The following is a 16,685-nucleotide window of genomic DNA, read 5'->3' as shown; positions in this document are numbered from 1 at the left end:
CTCACTCTCCTGCTTCGACGTCTATGGCGTCCGACGCTTCAGTGTTCGACTGTGGCGCCAGCCTGCCATGAAGCCCGGGGGTTGCGGCCCCCGCCTCTACTCTAGTTGGCAGGGGTTCCCGCCGCCTCCAGTCCACCCTATTGCGGACCAGCGGCGGCACGGTCATTCACTCATAACGTGAACGTTGCGGGATTCGTTTCCACCGAGGTTTTGCCCTCAGCGAACATGGACCCGACCCGGCCCCGGCTCGCCGTGTGCGCGCTACCCCGTGAACGGGGGAACAAACTCGCACCCGACGTCCCGCGGGTGGGAAGGGTCGAGTGCGTTGAGCACGTAACGTGCCGCACGTGGGCTGCCTGCGATCGCCAGATGGTCGGAGTAGTCCAGCGCGCACCCGTCCTGAACAACAATGTTAGTTGCGTTCGGCCCCGGGACGAACCCCGAGGTGTACGGGACGACGATTTCGTCGTATGCGGTGACGATATTGGTGTAGGTGATGGTCGGCGCGTAGACGCCATCGCTGTTGAGCTGGGTCAGGAAGGGCGAACCCTGGAGAAGTTGCATACAGGCCCGACACAGCGAACCCACCGTCGCCTCGAATGCGGGGCCGAGCCCGAGCCGGTCGGCGTACGCGGCGATCGCGCCGGCGCCGCCCGCGTTGGTACCGCGCCATGCCGGTGCGATCGAGACGTACTTGTCGATCTTGTCGGCGCCACCCAATCGCTTCGCGTAGTAGTTCGGCACCACCGTGCCCTGGGAATGCCCGACCACATCGACTCGGCTCGCACCGGTGGCCGCGAGGACGCGATCGACGAACGCCCCGAACTGTGCCGCCCCCTGCTCCATCGGAAGCATCCCGCCGACGGCTGAGAGGGGCCAGGGCAGCCCGTAAGCGCCGTAGGTCAACGAGTAGACGCAGTAGCCCTCATTGGCCAGCAGCGGCACATACACGCCCCAATTCGTCTGCGCGCCACCACCGGTGCCGTGGGCGAGTACGACCGGGTTCGGATGCTCGGCGCTCGGGCGGCACGACCAGTCGTTGGAGCCCGGCAGCGAGCCACCGTGGTCGATCAGTTCGGCGGGGATGCCGGAGAAGAAGTTGTAGTCGACCGTATAACGCTCCGCATACGCGGAACTCGCCGCGCTGATCCACAGCGCGGCGAGCACGATTGCGATGAATGCGGCGCCTGGAGCCCGTCGCATGAAGCCTCCCAGATTGGAACGTGTTCCAGAAAGCTACCGTGCACTCGGCCCCGGCAGGGGCGAAACCGCGGACTATCAGGCCTGGCGGTAAGCCGGTGCGCCGAATTGTGCGGAGTACTGGTTGTGCGCATGCGGCGCGGAGAACTGCCCGGGCACCTGCGACTGCGTTCCCTGCTGCGGCGCCTGCTGGGCGACGAATCGGCCCGGCGCCGAACCCACCGACGCACCGGCCACGGCGGCGGTGCTGCGAGCGTGCTGCATACCCGCGACGAACAGCGCGCCGATCAGCGCGAGGAAGGCCAGGGTGTGGAACACGGCGCGCACGATATTCCAACGGACCCAAGCGGATTCGAAGTCGGCGCGAACCTGGGCCAGATCGACGATCGATGCGGGGTCACCCGCGGCGGCGAGCTGATCGTTCAGCGGGACGTTCATTCCGGAGGTCACCGCGAAGGCAATGATGTTGAGCACCAAGGCCACTGCGACCCAGATCAGCGTGGTGCGATGCTCCTTGCCCAAGTGCAGTGCTGCCGCCAGGACAGAGAAGGCGACGGTGCCCATGAACCCGATCATGAACACCGGGTTGATGATCACCACATTGATCTTCTGCATCACGTCGATCATGGCGCGGTCGTCGGTGCGATTCAGGGCGGGCATCACCGAGTTCGCGTAGGCGTAGAACAGCCCGGCAATCAGGCCGGTGGTGAGCGTGGCCGCCACTAGTGCTGCGATCCGAAAGGCGGTCATGGTTTTTCTCCTACCGTGGAACTGTCGGAGCCCTTGTCGCTCCGTGTCATGACTCTTAGTCAACAGCCCCCGAGCACGACCCTCCATGGCTGAGACGCTCGGCCGACTACGCGATCGTCTACGCCTGTCGCAGCCCGCACCATGGGATGGAAGGACGGCTCACAGATCCCGGTCGGAAATGAGACCGCTCTGCATGGCGAGGCCTGCGAGGCGCACTCTTTTGAGGTTCTGCGGGAGACTTTCCACGCCGAACTTGGCGAACAGCGCACGCAAATGTGTCTTGATCGCATCGACGCTGAGGAACAGTTCGTCGGCGATCTGCTGATTGGAGGCGGGGGTGGCGAAGCCCGCCCCGTTCTTGTACGGACGGCACAGTGCGATCAACACCGCGTGCTGCGTCTCGGTGAGTGAGCGCAATGTCGGTATCGAGCCGGTCGAGGTCCTGGTGGCCTCATCGGCCACGCCACCGAAATCATGAAATGACACCAGCGAGGTGCCGACCCGAATTCGATCGCCCGCCATCAGCCGGCGCCTGCCGACCAACCGCTCGCCGTTGATGAAGGTGCCGTTGCGGGACAGGCCGTCGTCGACGATGGTCCAATGCGCACCGAGATACTCGACGGCCGCGTGCAGGCGGGAGACCTCGGCGTCCCACGGCAACGCCAAATCGGCCTGCGGGGAACGGCCGATGGTGATGCGCTGCTGGTCCGCGGTGAGCATCAGCTCCTGCTGACGTCCCTCGTCATCAGTGAACCGCAACAATGATCCGACGAATGCAGTCACTGCCCCGATCCCCCATCTCTCCATACCGTCGGTGACATCGTCTGCACAGTTTCCATGGTGCCGTGTCCCGGTTCGGCGAGCAAGATCGCGGCGGCCCGGCGCGGCAGCGTCACCGCGTGCGGCCTTCTTGCCATATCGAAGACCTATCAAAAAAAGTAGCTGCCGCCCGGGCGTCGCACGATTTGCCCGGGCGGCAGCCCGAAAATAGAGAAACTCAGGCCTTCGCAGCCTTGTTGTACGCATCGGTGATGTCGGCGGAGATTCGACCCCGTGCGGACACCTTGTGGCCATTACGGCGCGCCCACTCGCGAATTGCAGCACTTTGTTCACGATCGATCGAGACCCGGCTCTTCGGGCTTCCAGCCGCCGCGACCGCAGCCTTGACGCGACGTCGGCCGCTCACGCGCCGAGCACTCGAAACCCACTCTTCCAGCCCGTCGCGCAGCTTCGACGCATTTGCCGACGACAGGTCGATCTCGTACGAAACACCGTCGATCGCAAACTCGATGGTCTCGTCCGCGATGGACTCACCGTCGACATCGTCGATCAGGCTAACGGTGACCTTCTTTGCCATGAGATGAACGTCCTCTCGAAATCGTGCGACCCGCATACTAGGCCGATTACCCGAGGCAAGAATACCCCGAATTTCGAAAATTCCAAGACGGGGAGCTGCGGTATGGAATCCGATGGTCAGCGAGTGACTGGACGCACAATTGGGAACAGTATCGTTTCGCGGATTCCCAATCCCGTGAGTGCCATCAACAACCGATCGATTCCCATACCTGTACCCGTTGTCGGAGGCATGCCGTGCTCCATCGCGGCAAGGAAGTCCTCGTCGAGGAGCATGGCCTCGTCGTCACCCTGCGCGGCCAACCGCGCTTGGTCGACGAACCGCTCGCGCTGGATCACCGGATCGACCAACTCCGAATAGCCCGTTGCCAACTCGAAGCCGCGCACATAGAGGTCCCACTTCTCGGTAACTCCAGGATTGCTCCGATGCTGTCTGGTGAGCGGCGAGGTCTCCACCGGGAAGTCGCGCACGAATGTGGGGGCGTACAACTTGTCGCCGTACTGGTGTTCCCACAGTTCTTCTACAAGTTTGCCGTGGCCATAGCCCTTGTCTTCCGGAATTTCCAGACCGACCCGATCGGCAAGTGCGCGCAATTCCGAAACCGACGTTTCCGGAGTGACCGAGACACCCAGTGCATCAGACAGCGAGGGGTACATCTCTACTGTTGTCCACTCACCGCGCAGATCATATTCGGTGCCGTCCGCGAGAGTCACCACCTGCGTGCCGAACACCTCCTGCGCAACTTCCTGCACCAATTCTCGGGTCATGCGCTGTGCATCGTCGTAGGTGCCGTATGCCTGGTATGTTTCCAGCATCGCGAACTCCGGCGAATGCGTAGAGTCCGAACCCTCGTTACGGAAGTTCCTGTTGATCTCGAAGACGTGCTCCAGGCCGCCGACCACACACCTCTTGAGGAACAGTTCCGGCGCAATTCGCAGGTAGAGGTCCATATCGAGGGCATTCGAACGAGTGACGAACGGCCTGGCCGCCGCACCGCCGTGCAGTGTCTGCAGCATCGGGGTCTCGACCTCGAGGAATCCGCGACGCTCCAAGGCATTGCGCATCGCACGCACGACCGCGACCCTGGTCCTGGCCATTTCCCTGGCCTCGGGGCGCACGATCAGATCGACATAACGCTGCCGAACCCGGGACTCCTCGTTCATCTCCTTGTGCGCGACCGGCAGCGGCCGCAGCGACTTGGCAGCCATGGACCAGGAATCGGCCATAACGCTCAATTCGCCGGTCCGCGACGAGATGACCTCACCGTGCACGAAAACGAAGTCACCGAGGTCCACATCGGACTTCCACGCCGCGAGCGCATCGGCGCCGACACCGTTCAGGCTGATCATCGCCTGCAGCTTGGTGCCGTCACCCTCCTGCAGTGTCGCGAAACATAGCTTGCCGGTATTACGCATGAATATGACGCGGCCCGCTACACCGGCCTGCAGGCCGGTCTGCGTGTCCGCCGCCAGATCCGGATAGGCCGACCGAATTTCGGCGAGGGTATGCGTGCGGGGCACGACGACCGGATATGCCTCACCACCGTCGGCGAGCAGGCGCTCGCGCTTCTCCCTGCGAATCCGTATCTGCTCCGGCGCGTCATCTACTTCGGGCGCGGTTGGGCTTGATTGCTCCGCAGGAACCGAACCCGCAGAGCGACCGGACGAGGGCGTGTTCGGGGTGCTCACATCCAACAACACTAGCGGGCACCGGAAATCGTTTTGCGAGCCGCCCGTGCACTACTGCAGAGTAACGAGTCGGCAGCGGTTCCCGCGCGCGACCGCGACCGGTTTTTCGTAGGCCGAGATCCCCCGCGAGACCAGGTCGTACACGAAACCCACTGTGCCACGGACTATTTCAAGATAGAACTAAATCGTCGGCAATTACAGCGAGGCGAGCGCATCCACCGCACGCGCGAAGTGCGGCGCCTGGATTCCGATGGTGAGCAGGCTCGCCGCCTTCATCGCCTGGTAGCCGCCGATCACATCGGTCGCCCGATGCAGTCCGAGTTGCTGCAACGCGGCGGCGGCGAGACTGGAGGTATAGCCCTCCGAGCAGACGATGATCCATTCCACATCATGATCGGCGGCCAGTGCCAAACGCGCGGAACTGGTGGGGTCCAATCGCCATTCCAGGACATTGCGCTCGATCACAAGGGCGCCGGGCAGCGAGCCTTCACGGCCGCGCTGGGCCTGGGGACGGATGTCCACCAGAATCGCGCCCCGTGCGAGCGCCTCCGGCAATTCGAACGCATAGATCCGGTTCAGCTGGGCCCGCGCGTTGTCCAGCATCTGATCGATGGTCAAACGGGTCATTACATATCGCCTTCGGGCTGGTCGGTGAGGACGGTTCGGGTGCGCCGCAGGGTGCCGTGGCCGGTGACCTCGTAATAGGACATGGCAGTGAGCGGCGGCGAATAGGCATGCACGCTGAGCGTCGGATCGAGTGGGCCGACGGACTCGGCGGTGTTGTCGGTAACCGGACGTGGGCCGGCAGGCGCACGCATGACGTCGTGCACCCAGCCGATCGGGAACGAGGCCTGATCACCCGCGGTGAGCGTGCGGCGCCGCAATTCCTTTCCGTTCCAACGGAATTCGGAGAGAGCGCCACTCAGTACGGTCAAGGCGCCGAGCGATCCGGCATGATCGTGCAATTCGGTGGATTTGCCGGGGGTCCAGCTGATCAGCCAGACATCGACCTCGTCGTCGGCGAGTAGCCTGGTCGCCCAGCGTTCCTCGGCAGGCCACACCCCCTCGGCCGGGAGCAGATGGTCGTAGCGGCCGCTGAGCACGTCCTCGGCACCCTCGTCGGTCAGCCGGAGCAGATCGGCGGGACGCAGGCGGGTTGGCAGTGCGGGTGCGACAGCACGATCCAGCGGCGGAGTAGCCGAAAGGGCGTCCCGTGCGGAAGAAAGAGAAAGAACAGAAGAACGCATGAGCGAATCTCCAGGAAGTGTATCGACGGTCGAGGGACTTGGTCAGCCTCGAACGGTCGAGGCTGGATCAGCCTCGACAACACTCCTGGGTGCGCACACGGAAATACACGGTTGCGAGTGTAGCAGAGCGTGAACCGCCCACTCGATTTCCTTTCGCCTTCCCAATAGTGGAAAGCGGGGACATCAAGCAGTTCCCTTCCTGCGCTGGTTACGTTCGTAGACCAGACGCAGGCCGGTCAGGGTCAGATGCGGCTGGTGGTGGTCGATTGTTTCGGACTCGGGGACGATCAGCGGCGCGCTCGCACCGGTTGCGACGATCGTCACATCATCACCGGCAAAGGCATCGAATTCGTCGCGTATCCGATCGATCAGGCCGTCGACCAAGCCCGCGAAACCGAAAATCGCGCCGGACTGAATAGCCTCCACGGTGTTCTTGCCGACCACCGAGCGCGGGCGCGCCAACTCCACCCGGCGCAGCGCGGCGCGCTCGATCAGCGCCTCGCTGGAAATCTCCACACCGGGCGCAAGCACCCCGCCGAGAAATTCGCCCTTCGCCGAAACCAGATCGACGGTGGTCGCCGTGCCGAAATCGACGACGATCGCGGCGGTGCCGTAAAGATGGTGTGCGGCAAGGGTGTTCACGATACGGTCGGCGCCGATTTCCTTGGGGTTGTCGACGAGCAGCGGAATTCCGGTGCGCACACCGGGTTCCACCACCACATGCGGCAGATTCTCCCAATAGCGATGCAGCATCGTCCGGATCTCACGCAGCACCGGCGGAACCGTCGACAGTGCCGAGACCCCGACGATTTCCTCCACCTGGGCGCCGACGAGGCCGCGCACCTGCATGGCGAACTCGTCCGCAGTCAGCAGTGGATTGGTGTGCATCCGCCAGTGCCTGGCGAGCTTCGCGTGGGTGCCGCTGCCGGAGAAAAGGCCCAGCTCGATGCTGGTGTTGCGGACATCGATGGCCAGCAGCATGGCCGTCAGACGTGCGCGACGGGCACGGAGGCGGCCGCCTGCGAAACCACGGCGGGCCCCGCGAATGGCGCCTCGGACACTGCGGCGGTCAATGTGCGGGGGGTGACCAGGCCGGAGCCCACCGGTGCATGCGCCGGATCCGAGCCGAGGTCGGTCGGACGGTTGGCATCGTCGACGAATACCACCTTCGGGGCGTACTCGCGGATCTCGGCCTCGTCCATCATCCCGTAGGCGATCAAAATGACCAGGTCACCGGGGTGGACGAGATGGGCTGCGGCGCCATTGATTCCGATCACGCCGGAACCACGCTCGCCCGCGATCACATAGGTCTCCAAGCGGGCGCCGTTGTCGATATCGACGATGCAGACCTGCTCGCCCTCGAGCAGATCGGCGGCGTCGAGCAGATCCTGGTCGACGGTCACCGAGCCGACGTAGTGCAGATCGGCATGGGTCACCGTGGCACGGTGGATCTTCGACTTCATCATGGTGCGCAACATCGTCGTCGCCCTTTCCTAAATGTTGGCCTGGGCAGGCTGGGAGTCGTCCGCGGCTGCGCGCGAATCGGGAAGTGTGGGATGGCCGCCGTCGACCGGCGCACCGAGCGCCACGGCCGTGTTATCGATCAGCCGGGTGGCGCCGACCTTGGCCGCGACGAGCAGCCGGGCATTTCCGTTGGCGGGCGCGGGACCGAGGGTCGATGACCGCAATTCGAGATAGTCGAGCTCGACGCCTGCCGCGGCGTCGAGGGCACCACGCGCCGCGGCGAGCACGGCTTCCGCACCCAGGCCGCCCGCGTGCTTGCCGGCGGCCAGCGCAGCCGACAGGGCGAGCGCCGATTCCCGTTGCGCCGCATCCAGGTACCGATTGCGAGATGACAGTGCGAGACCATCGGGCTCGCGGACGGTCGGCAGCGCAACGATCTTCACGTCGAAGTTCAGGTCGCGAACCAGCTGCCGGATCAGCGTGAGTTGCTGGTAGTCCTTCTCACCGAAGAATGCCTCGGTCGGCTTCGCGATCTGCAACAGCTTGGCGACCACGGTCAGCACACCCGTGAAATGCGTCGGGCGGCTCGCGCCCTCCAGCTCCGCGCCGACCGGACCGGGGTGCACCGTGGTCCGCATGCCGTCCGGGTACATATCGGCCGCGCTGGGTGCGAACACCAATTCCACGCCCTCCTTGCGGAGCAGCTCCACATCGGCGTCCAGGGTGCGCGGATATTTGTCCAGGTCCTCGCCCGCACCGAATTGCAGGGGATTCACGAAGATCGAGACGATCACGACCTGGTTGGTCCGCTTGGCGCGGCGCACGATCTCCAGGTGTCCCTCGTGCAGTGCACCCATCGTCGGCACCAGGCCCACGGTGCGGCCGACGCCGCGCAGCGCCTTCGAGACCGCCTGGATCACCGCGGGATCGTGGTGCACGGTCAGCTCGCCCGGCCGGAAGGTACCGCGCAATTTCGGATCCATTATCGGCGTCCTTCCAGCAGTTCGATCAGGGCGGGATTGGTCTTGGCGCGCTCGGCCGTGCGCAGCGACAGCGCGCGATACCCCGCGGCCAGCCGGGTATCGACGGCTTCCAGCGCGGCCAGATGCGCCACAACGGCGTCCGTGTCACCACGCGCCACCGGGCCGGTGAGCGCGGATTGGCCTCGGCGCAGCGCATTGTCGAGCGCGGCAGAGGCCAGCGGGGCAAGCAGCCGCTCCGCCAAACCGTTCGGCTGATCGTCGACGACCTGCTGGCCGAGCAGGCCCGGACCGGACAGCGCGGTGCGCAGCGCGGCGACTGCATCGACGATCACCGTCACGAGATGATTGCTGCCATGGGCCAGAGCCGCGTGATAGAGCTGGCGGTTCTCCTCCTGGACGCGGACCGGTTCACCGCCCATTTCGATCACCAGGGCCTGCGCGATGGCGAAGCCGACCTCGTCGGCCGCGGTGACCCCGAAGCAGGCGTTGCCGAGCCGGGCCAGGTCCTCGTCGTGGCCGGTGAAGGTCATCGCGGGATGGATGGCCAGCGGCAGCGCGCCCAACGCGGCGAGCGGGGCGAGCACGGCTACACCATTGGCGCCCGAAGTGTGCGCCACGATCGTGCCCGGCCGCACCACGCCCGCACCGGCGAGACCACGAACCAGCCCGGCCAATTCGGCGTCGGGCACCGCGAGCAGCAGCAACTCGCTGCGGGCCGCCACCTGCTCGACGGGCAGGATCTCGGAATCGGGCAGCCTGGTACGCGCCCGCTGCACGGAAGCATCGGAAATCGCGGCGACGCCGAACACCACGTGCCCGGCGCGCTCGAGTGCCGCACCGAGTGCCGAGCCGACGCGTCCCGCCGAGACGATTCCCACCGTCAGTCGTGCGGGCGCGGGGTCGAAGCCCGCAGGCTCGGTGCCGGCACGCACCGGCTCGTTGCCAGAACTCGAGGTCAACGTTGTCCTCTCGAAGTGCGATGGCCGGACACTCGTCCGTCCCAGCGCTTGATCCGTTCCAGTCCCGCCATGCGGGTACCGGACGTTACGTCACGAGGATATCGGCCTCGGGTTTGCCGATGCCATGCGGCACCGGCGTGATTTACACCGCAGTGCTGCTATCTGCGGCCGTTTTCCTCCGACTGCAGGTTCGCCATGATCTCGGCCACCGAGAGACGCCGCGAGGAATTGCCGGAGTCCGCGTCGGGGTCGACACGGCGGCGGCGGCGGGAGGTCGGGGTGCCGACCGATGGCGCGGAGGTGGTGGGGCGGGCCGCCTGCGGCTGTGGCGCCGGCTGCGGCTGGATCGGGGGCGGCGGCTCTTCGGTGAAGGCGTCGGCCCAGCCGTGCGTCGGCTGGAGCGGCTCGGAGTGCCGATCGATCTCGACGTCGGTGATCTCGGCGGCGCTCAGCTCGTCGTCGGACTCGAGCGGGACCACGGCGGTCTCGGCGGTGACCGGTTCGTCGAAAGGGCTTGCGAACATCGGCGGCTCGGGATGATCCGCGACGAACACCGGGGTGACACTGCTGCGTGGTTGCTGAGGGCCCATGTACCCGCGACCGTCGGTATTCCCAGAGCTATCGTTCGCCGGATCAGCGAGCGCGCTGGGGAGCTCGTGAATCCGGGTCGCGTCCGCGCGCAGCGCGGGCCGGTCCATCGGCAGATCGCCGTCGAAGAGGCGCTGCAGGCTCTGCCTGAGTACGGTGAGTTCGGCGCGGAGCGCGGCGATCTCGGTGGCGTCCGCCCCCACCTCCGCGCGCACGCGCGACTCGATGCCGAGCTCGTATTCGCGGCGGGCGGTGATCTCGCGCTCCAACTGGAGCTCGTACACCGTCTGCAGGTCGCGAACCTTCGCCTTGTCGATCGTGGCCTCTTTGCGGTACCGCGTGGCAGCCAGGGCGCCGACCACGGCCGCCCACAGGGCCGCAACGAGGCCGATTCGAACAAATTGCAGACTGTCGCTGAAAACGAGGAAAACGCTGGCAACCAGACCGAACAGAATCAAGACACCAATGAACAATTTTCCCGCATCGTCCCGCCGCCGACGGGAACTGCTGCTACGGGAGGGTGAAACCATGGACGCCAGGGTAGCGTGGATGGCGAGCCACGCTACTAATCAGCTGTGGCTATTCCGCAAAGAATACTTGCTATGTAGTTGCTGGATCGTCCGAAGGATCGTCCGGCGCACGACAGCAATACTCGAGCCACAGTGCTGCAGCAACCAGTGCCACCCCCGCGAGCATGCCGACGACCGCACTCGGACTGTCCGCCGCGGCCGCACGCAACGTGCCGCGCTGCGGCAGCACCCAGCACAGGAAACCCAGCCAGACTCCGGCCGCGAGCGACCCTACCTGGGCAGACGCCTTCGCCAGCGCGACCGCGCGGGCCGCGGTGATCGGATGCAGCTGGTGGGTGCCGTTACCGATCTCGTGGTCGTTGACCCGGCTGCGGATCACGAAGGCGAGGGCCACCTCGATCGCGGCCACCGGGTATAGCGACGCGCCCGCAAAGTTCGATATCGGCGGGAAATTACTGTAGGCCAGCCGGGTGGCGACCCACGCGATGACAGCCGCGGTGACGACATTCGCCAGCAGATCCCAGATTCGGGTCGGTTTGAGCTTCACGACAACGACCCCTCCGCAGGCTTGGCCGATGCCAACGAAAACTCGGTCGCTCGCACGCCGGCGCGTTCGGCGGCGTCGAGTCCAGCAACCAGATCGCGCACCGGCAAGGTAATGCCGTCGACCTCGAGCACCGCGTCCGGTTCGACGTCCAGCCACGGGATGAGGACGAAGGCCCGATTGTGCGCCTGCGGATGCGGCAGTGTCAGTTCCGGATCTGCGCTGCGGCAGGCGGTACCGTCCGCTCCGGCACACCAGATCACATCGACGTCGAGAGTCCTTGCGCCCCAGCGCACCTCGCGAACCCGATCGGCAGCCTGCTCCAGCCGCCTGCCACCGAGCAGCCAGTCTCGGCAGTCGAAATCCGGATCGTCCACCAGCACAACGGCATTCAGATAGTCTTCCTGTTCGACCCCGCCCCACGGCGCGGTCGAATACACCGGCGACACCGCGACGACCCGCGGTCCGAAACCGTCGATCACACTGCGCAGATGGGCGAGCCGGTCCCCCAGGTTCGACCCGATCGAGAGCACGGCCCTACTCACGACGCCGCCTCGCTGCGGCTCGGCTCCATCGAGCGCACCGCGCGCTGTGACATGGTTCGCTCGCTCACGAACACACCTCGCGGGTCGTCGGCGCATCATCGCGGAATGTCACGCCGCGCGCTCCCGGTGCCGCGCGGTGACAACCCGCACATCCGCGAAGGTATGCGGAATCGGCGCGGACGGTTTGTGCACCACCACCTCGACCGACTGGATGCGCGGATCGGTCATTACGTCGTCGGCGATCTCGGAGACCACCGTCTCGATGAGATTGCGCGGCGGGCCCTGGATGATACGCACGGCCCGTTCGGCCAGCCTGCCGTAATCGACGGTGGCCGCGAGATCGTCGGACGCAGCGGCAACGGCGAAATCGACCGACACCGTGAGGTCGACGATGAACTCCTGCCCGTCCTGGCGTTCGTGCTCGAATACTCCGTGATGGCCGAAGGCACGCAGGCCGCGCAGCTCGATTCGGTCGCTCATCGGTCGGCTCCTCGCGAATTCTGCCCGGCGGCGCGCTGCCAGGCGTCGGTGACGGCAATGGCATCCAGGGAGGCGCGGACATCGTGCACGCGCACGCCCCAGGCGCCATGCTGGGCGGCCAGCGCCGAAATGGTCGCGGTGGCGGTCTCGCGACCATCCGGTGGGCGGGGGCCCGCGGCATCGGCGAGTAGCGCGCCGAGAAAACGTTTGCGCGACGCTCCGATGAGAATCGGCAATCCGTTGCCGACCAATTCGGGGAGCGCACCGAGCAGTGCCCAATTGTGTTCGGCGTTCTTGGCGAAACCTAGGCCGGGATCCAGGATCAACCTGCCCGGATCGACACCGGCCGCAACGGCCAGCTCCACCTGCGCGGACAGCTCGGCGAGCACCTCGGCGACGACATTGTCGTACTGGTCGGCGGGTCCGGTGTGCCGATAGTCGGCGCCCGCTCGCCAATGCATGAGAATCCACGGCGCATCGGCCGCGGCGACGACTTTCACCATGTCCGGGTCGGAGCGACCACCCGAGACGTCGTTCACCACGCTGACTCCGGCCGCGAGCGCCGCATCGGCCACACTGGCGCGCATGGTGTCGACGCTGGTCGGCACGCCCGCGGCAACCAGGCCGCGAATAACGGGAACCACCCGAGCCGCCTCGGTCTCCGGATCGATCCGGACGGCGCCGGGGCGAGTCGATTCACCCCCCACATCGACGATGTCCGCGCCGGCCTCGAACAACTCGATGCCGTGTGCGATGGCCAGACCGGGGTCGAGGTACTTGCCGCCGTCGGAGAAGGAGTCGCTGGTGACATTGACGACACCCATCACCACGCAGGAGCGTCCCCCACGTGGAGTGACATTCCCGGGACCGGACACCGCGAACTCACTCACTTCCGCAGAATGAGATCGAGGGCCTCCGCCCGCGAGGCGGCACTGGATTGCAGCAGGCCGCGCACCGCTGAGGTGGTGGTGCTTGCGCCCGGCTTGCGGATGCCGCGCATCGCCATGCACAGATGCTCGGCCTCCACCACCACGATCGCGCCGCGCGGGTCCAGCTTGCGCATGACAGCATCGGCGATCTGACTGGTCAGGCGTTCCTGCACCTGGGGGCGCTTGGCGTAGAGATCGACCAGCCGCGCCAGCTTCGATAGTCCGGTCACCCGGCCGTGCGGGCCGGGGATGTACCCGACGTGCGCGACACCGTGAAAAGAGACCAGGTGGTGCTCACAGGTCGAGTACATCGGGATGTCGCGCACCAGCACGAGCTCCTGATGGCCCTCGTCGAAGGTGGTGTTCAGCACCGAATCCGGCTCGATGTAGAGGCCGGCGAACATCTCTCGGTAGGCGCGGGCAACGCGGGATGGGGTGTCGAGCAGGCCGGGACGGTCCGGGTTCTCCCCGACCGCGAGCAGCAACTCTCGGATTGCGGCTTCGGCGCGGTCCTGGTCGAACGGCCTACCGGTCTCCAGGGCGACGAGTTCCGGCTTGGCAACAGCCGAGCCTGCACCGTGGTGCTCGCGGTTGTCCGACTGGCCGTTCTCCGACTGGCCACCGCCCGACTCCGCTAGCGCGTGGCCGCCGACATGATTCTTGGCCGACAATCGAGGACACCTCCAAAATCTCGGGTGCCGGCAATTACTCGGCACCCCGATGGTCGAGCCTAATCGTCGCTGGCCGTGGCACGAACGACGGGCCCGAAGGCGGCAGCTCGGGACCACTCGGGTCCCGAGACCGCCGCCACCGTTTCAGTGCCGACCGTTCGGTCCATCCCAATCGCGATTGTCGCCCTCGTCGGCCGGGTTGGCCCGTCCCTGCTCGTCGTAGCCGCCCTGATCGCCGCGACCGGGACCCGGCTGGCCACCCGGTGGCTGATGCCACGGCTGCTGATAGCCGTGCCGTGTCTGCGGGTCGCCCTGACCCGGCCGGCCGCCGCCGTAGCCCGGTTGCCCGGGCTGCTGCTGCGGCTCGTCCCGAGGCGGCCAGCCCGGCGCCGACCAACCGGCCGGAGCGCCGTAGTCCGGCCGCGAGCCGTGCGTCGCACCACCCTGGCGCGGGTAGGCCGCCGTCGGGGCCTGCGGCAGCGGATAACCGGTCGCGGGCGGTGTGGGGTAGCCGTACTGCGGCGGGTTCTGGTAGCCCGGCTCGAGGTAGCCGTTGGCAGCGGTACCCGCGGGCACCGGCGGCACCGGCGACTCCGGCGGCGGCCACGGCTCGCCGCGCTCGGCGGCCAGCTCGCCCGGCGTCTTCACCGGCGGCTTGTCCGAGGGCAGTCGATCACCGAAGTCGTTGAACGCGGTGATCCGCGGCCGCTTCTCCACCGTGGCGAGCAGTTCCTCGAGATCCTTGCGGTGCAACGTCTCTCGCTCCAGCAGCGCGGTCGCGAGGACATCGAGCACGTCGCGGTACTCGTTGAGAATCGCCCACGCCTCGGTGTGCGCGGCCTCGATCAGGTTGCGCACCTCCTCGTCGATGGCGCCCGCGACCTCGTGCGAGTAGTCCGAACCCATGCCCATCGAGCGACCGAGGAACGGGTCACCCTGTTCCTGGCCGTAGCGCACCGCGCCGAGGCGAGCGCTCATGCCGTATTCGGTGACCATCGCGCGCGCGATCTTGGTCGCCTGGTCGATATCCGAGGACGCACCGGTGGTCGGCTCGTGGAACACCAGTTCCTCGGCCGCACGGCCGCCCATCGCCATCACCAGGCGGGCGATCATCTCCGAGCGGGTCATCAGGCCCTTGTCGTCCTCGGGCACCGTCATGGCGTGACCGCCGGTGCGACCGCGGGCCAGGATGGTGACCTTGTAGACCGGCTCGATATCCGGCATCGCCCACGCGGCAAGGGTGTGGCCACCCTCGTGGTAGGCGGTGATCTTCTTCTCGTGCTCGCTGATGATCCGGCTCTTGCGGCGCGGACCGCCGACAACGCGGTCGACCGATTCCTCGAGCTGTTCGCCGGTGATCACCGCGCCGTTCTCACGCGCGGTGAGCAGGGCGGCCTCGTTGATCACATTCGCGAGGTCCGCGCCGGACATGCCGACGGTGCGCTTGGCCAGACCGTCGAGATCGGCCTCGGGCGCGATCGGCTTGCCCTGCGAGTGCACCCGCAGGATGGCGCGACGACCGGCGAGGTCGGGATTGCTGACCGGGATCTGCCGGTCGAACCGGCCCGGACGCAGCAGCGCCGGGTCGAGGATGTCGGGGCGGTTGGTGGCCGCGATCAGGATCACACCGGTGCGGTCGCCGAAGCCGTCCATCTCGACGAGCAACTGGTTGAGGGTCTGCTCGCGCTCGTCGTGACCGCCGCCGAGGCCGGCGCCGCGCTGGCGGCCGACCGCGTCGATCTCGTCGACGAAAATGATGCACGGGCTGTTCTGCTTGGCCTGCTCGAACAGGTCGCGCACCCGGGAGGCGCCGACACCGACGAACATCTCGACGAAGTCCGAACCGGAGATGGTGAAGAACGGCACGCCCGCCTCACCTGCGACGGCGCGGGCCAGCAGCGTCTTACCGGTTCCCGGCGGACCGTAGAGCAGCACGCCCTTCGGAATCTTCGCGCCGAGCGCCTGATAGCGCACCGGGTTCTGCAGGAAGTCCTTGATTTCGTACAGCTCTTCGACAGCCTCGTCGGCGCCTGCCACATCCGCGAATGTGGTTTTGGGCATGTCCTTGGACAGCTGTTTGGCCTTCGATTTACCGAAGCCCATCATGCCGCCGCGACCACCGCCCTGCATCCGGGACATCACGAAAATGAAGAGGCCGAGCAGAATCACCATCGGCAGCACGAACAGCAGGATCTGGGTGAACCAGCTCTCCTGTTTGACCACGGTGTTGAACGGCGCGCCGGATTTCTGCAGAGCTTCGAATACTTGCGCGGACGCCTCGCCACCGCCCGGATACTTGGCGATGATCTTGTTGGAGCCACTGGTTGCGTCGTTGCCATTGTTCAGCTCGATACGCAGCTGCTGCTCGCGGTCGTCGATCTGGACGTTCTTGACGTTGCTCTTGTCGTTCAGCTGAGTCAACGCCACCGAGGTGTCGACGCTCTTCCAGCCGCGCGTGTCATTGCCGAAATAGCTGAACGCATAGATCACGAGCAAGATGCCCGAGACTATGGCCAGGGTGCGAAACACAGTCTTGCGGTTCATAGAGCGTAGGCCGGGCGGCCAGTCCTTTCCGGTTCTCCGGTGCATGCCTGCGAAGCGTCGGGGTCGGCGGTGCCAGTTCTCACCCTGCTCCCAGCCGGATTCCGGGTGGGTTCGGATGCGGACATGCCACGTTACCGCGTACGGTCTACTCGATACATCGCGCAGTTCGGCAGTTGGTGCAGTTCGACAGGTAAACGGCCGGGGAACGA

18 protein-coding genes are annotated in these 16,685 nt (G+C 66.0%); all 18 read right to left on the bottom strand.

All coding sequences use genetic code 11. The annotated features are described in order from the left end of the window. Positions 1-261: 261 nt before the first annotated feature. The 18 genes from OHQ90_RS07345 to ftsH all read right to left on the bottom strand — a co-directional run bounded on the left by OHQ90_RS07345 (position 262) and on the right by ftsH (position 16,476). Positions 262-1,203 (bottom strand): esterase/lipase family protein, encoded by a 942-nt coding sequence (locus tag OHQ90_RS07345; RefSeq protein WP_328408513.1) that lies wholly within the window; start codon positions 1,201-1,203, stop codon positions 262-264. A 75-nt stretch (positions 1,204-1,278) separates the two neighbouring features. Continuing rightward, the gene (locus OHQ90_RS07340) at positions 1,279-1,950 is read right to left on the bottom strand and encodes an anthrone oxygenase family protein (RefSeq protein ID WP_328408511.1); all 672 of its coding nucleotides are present in this window, start codon (positions 1,948-1,950) and stop codon (positions 1,279-1,281) included. Positions 1,951-2,109: 159 nt separating this feature from the next. Then, positions 2,110-2,733 (bottom strand): FHA domain-containing protein, encoded by a 624-nt coding sequence (locus tag OHQ90_RS07335; RefSeq protein ID WP_442941341.1) that lies wholly within the window; start codon positions 2,731-2,733, stop codon positions 2,110-2,112. A 214-nt stretch (positions 2,734-2,947) separates the two neighbouring features. Then, positions 2,948-3,307 carry a histone-like nucleoid-structuring protein Lsr2 gene (locus OHQ90_RS07330; RefSeq protein WP_328408507.1) on the bottom strand — a complete coding sequence of 120 codons (360 nt, stop codon included), beginning with the start codon at positions 3,305-3,307 and terminating at the stop codon, positions 2,948-2,950. A 116-nt stretch (positions 3,308-3,423) separates the two neighbouring features. Next, positions 3,424-4,890, bottom strand: coding sequence for a lysine--tRNA ligase (gene lysS / locus OHQ90_RS07325; RefSeq protein ID WP_328412665.1), 1,467 nt, complete (start codon positions 4,888-4,890; stop codon positions 3,424-3,426). A 297-nt stretch (positions 4,891-5,187) separates the two neighbouring features. Beyond that, complete coding sequence (locus OHQ90_RS07320; protein ID WP_328412663.1) at positions 5,188-5,610, bottom strand: rhodanese-like domain-containing protein; 423 nt, start codon at positions 5,608-5,610, stop codon at positions 5,188-5,190. A gap of 8 nt (positions 5,611-5,618) precedes the next feature. Continuing rightward, positions 5,619-6,239: a cysteine dioxygenase gene (locus OHQ90_RS07315; RefSeq protein WP_328408505.1), complete on the bottom strand. Its 621-nt coding sequence runs from the start codon at positions 6,237-6,239 to the stop codon at positions 5,619-5,621. Positions 6,240-6,422: 183 nt separating this feature from the next. Next, a complete protein-coding gene (locus OHQ90_RS07310; protein WP_328408503.1) occupies positions 6,423-7,220 on the bottom strand; it encodes a type III pantothenate kinase in 798 nt (265 codons plus the stop codon). A 5-nt stretch (positions 7,221-7,225) separates the two neighbouring features. Beyond that, complete coding sequence (gene panD, locus OHQ90_RS07305) at positions 7,226-7,717, bottom strand: aspartate 1-decarboxylase (RefSeq protein WP_328408501.1); 492 nt, start codon at positions 7,715-7,717, stop codon at positions 7,226-7,228. Positions 7,718-7,732: 15 nt separating this feature from the next. Then, positions 7,733-8,686 (bottom strand): pantoate--beta-alanine ligase, encoded by a 954-nt coding sequence (gene panC / locus OHQ90_RS07300; RefSeq protein WP_328408499.1) that lies wholly within the window; start codon positions 8,684-8,686, stop codon positions 7,733-7,735. Next, positions 8,686-9,618, bottom strand: coding sequence for a Rossmann-like and DUF2520 domain-containing protein (locus tag OHQ90_RS07295; RefSeq protein WP_328412661.1), 933 nt, complete (start codon positions 9,616-9,618; stop codon positions 8,686-8,688). The genes panC and OHQ90_RS07295 overlap by 1 nt, the downstream gene beginning before the upstream one ends. Positions 9,619-9,803: 185 nt before the next feature. Continuing rightward, positions 9,804-10,763: a DUF6779 domain-containing protein gene (locus tag OHQ90_RS07290; RefSeq protein WP_328408497.1), complete on the bottom strand. Its 960-nt coding sequence runs from the start codon at positions 10,761-10,763 to the stop codon at positions 9,804-9,806. 70 nt (positions 10,764-10,833) lie between these two features. After that, positions 10,834-11,310, bottom strand: a complete 477-nt coding sequence (locus OHQ90_RS07285; RefSeq protein WP_328408496.1) for a DUF3180 domain-containing protein — start codon at positions 11,308-11,310, stop codon at positions 10,834-10,836. After that, positions 11,307-11,852 (bottom strand): 2-amino-4-hydroxy-6-hydroxymethyldihydropteridine diphosphokinase, encoded by a 546-nt coding sequence (gene folK, locus OHQ90_RS07280; RefSeq protein WP_328408494.1) that lies wholly within the window; start codon positions 11,850-11,852, stop codon positions 11,307-11,309. The genes OHQ90_RS07285 and folK overlap by 4 nt, the downstream gene beginning before the upstream one ends. Positions 11,853-11,960: 108 nt before the next feature. Beyond that, the gene (gene folB / locus OHQ90_RS07275) at positions 11,961-12,332 is read right to left on the bottom strand and encodes a dihydroneopterin aldolase (RefSeq protein ID WP_328408492.1); all 372 of its coding nucleotides are present in this window, start codon (positions 12,330-12,332) and stop codon (positions 11,961-11,963) included. Beyond that, complete coding sequence (gene folP / locus OHQ90_RS07270) at positions 12,329-13,156, bottom strand: dihydropteroate synthase (RefSeq protein WP_328412659.1); 828 nt, start codon at positions 13,154-13,156, stop codon at positions 12,329-12,331. The genes folB and folP overlap by 4 nt, the downstream gene beginning before the upstream one ends. Before the next feature lie 62 nt (positions 13,157-13,218). After that, positions 13,219-13,800, bottom strand: a complete 582-nt coding sequence (gene folE / locus OHQ90_RS07265; protein WP_328412658.1) for a GTP cyclohydrolase I FolE — start codon at positions 13,798-13,800, stop codon at positions 13,219-13,221. A gap of 276 nt (positions 13,801-14,076) precedes the next feature. Beyond that, complete coding sequence (gene ftsH, locus OHQ90_RS07260; RefSeq protein WP_328408491.1) at positions 14,077-16,476, bottom strand: ATP-dependent zinc metalloprotease FtsH; 2,400 nt, start codon at positions 16,474-16,476, stop codon at positions 14,077-14,079. Positions 16,477-16,685: the final 209 nt, after the last annotated feature.

The organism is Nocardia sp. NBC_00403 (assembly GCF_036046055.1).
GTDB lineage: Bacteria > Actinomycetota > Actinomycetes > Mycobacteriales > Mycobacteriaceae > Nocardia.
This window is presented reverse-complemented; position numbering and strand designations above follow the sequence as displayed.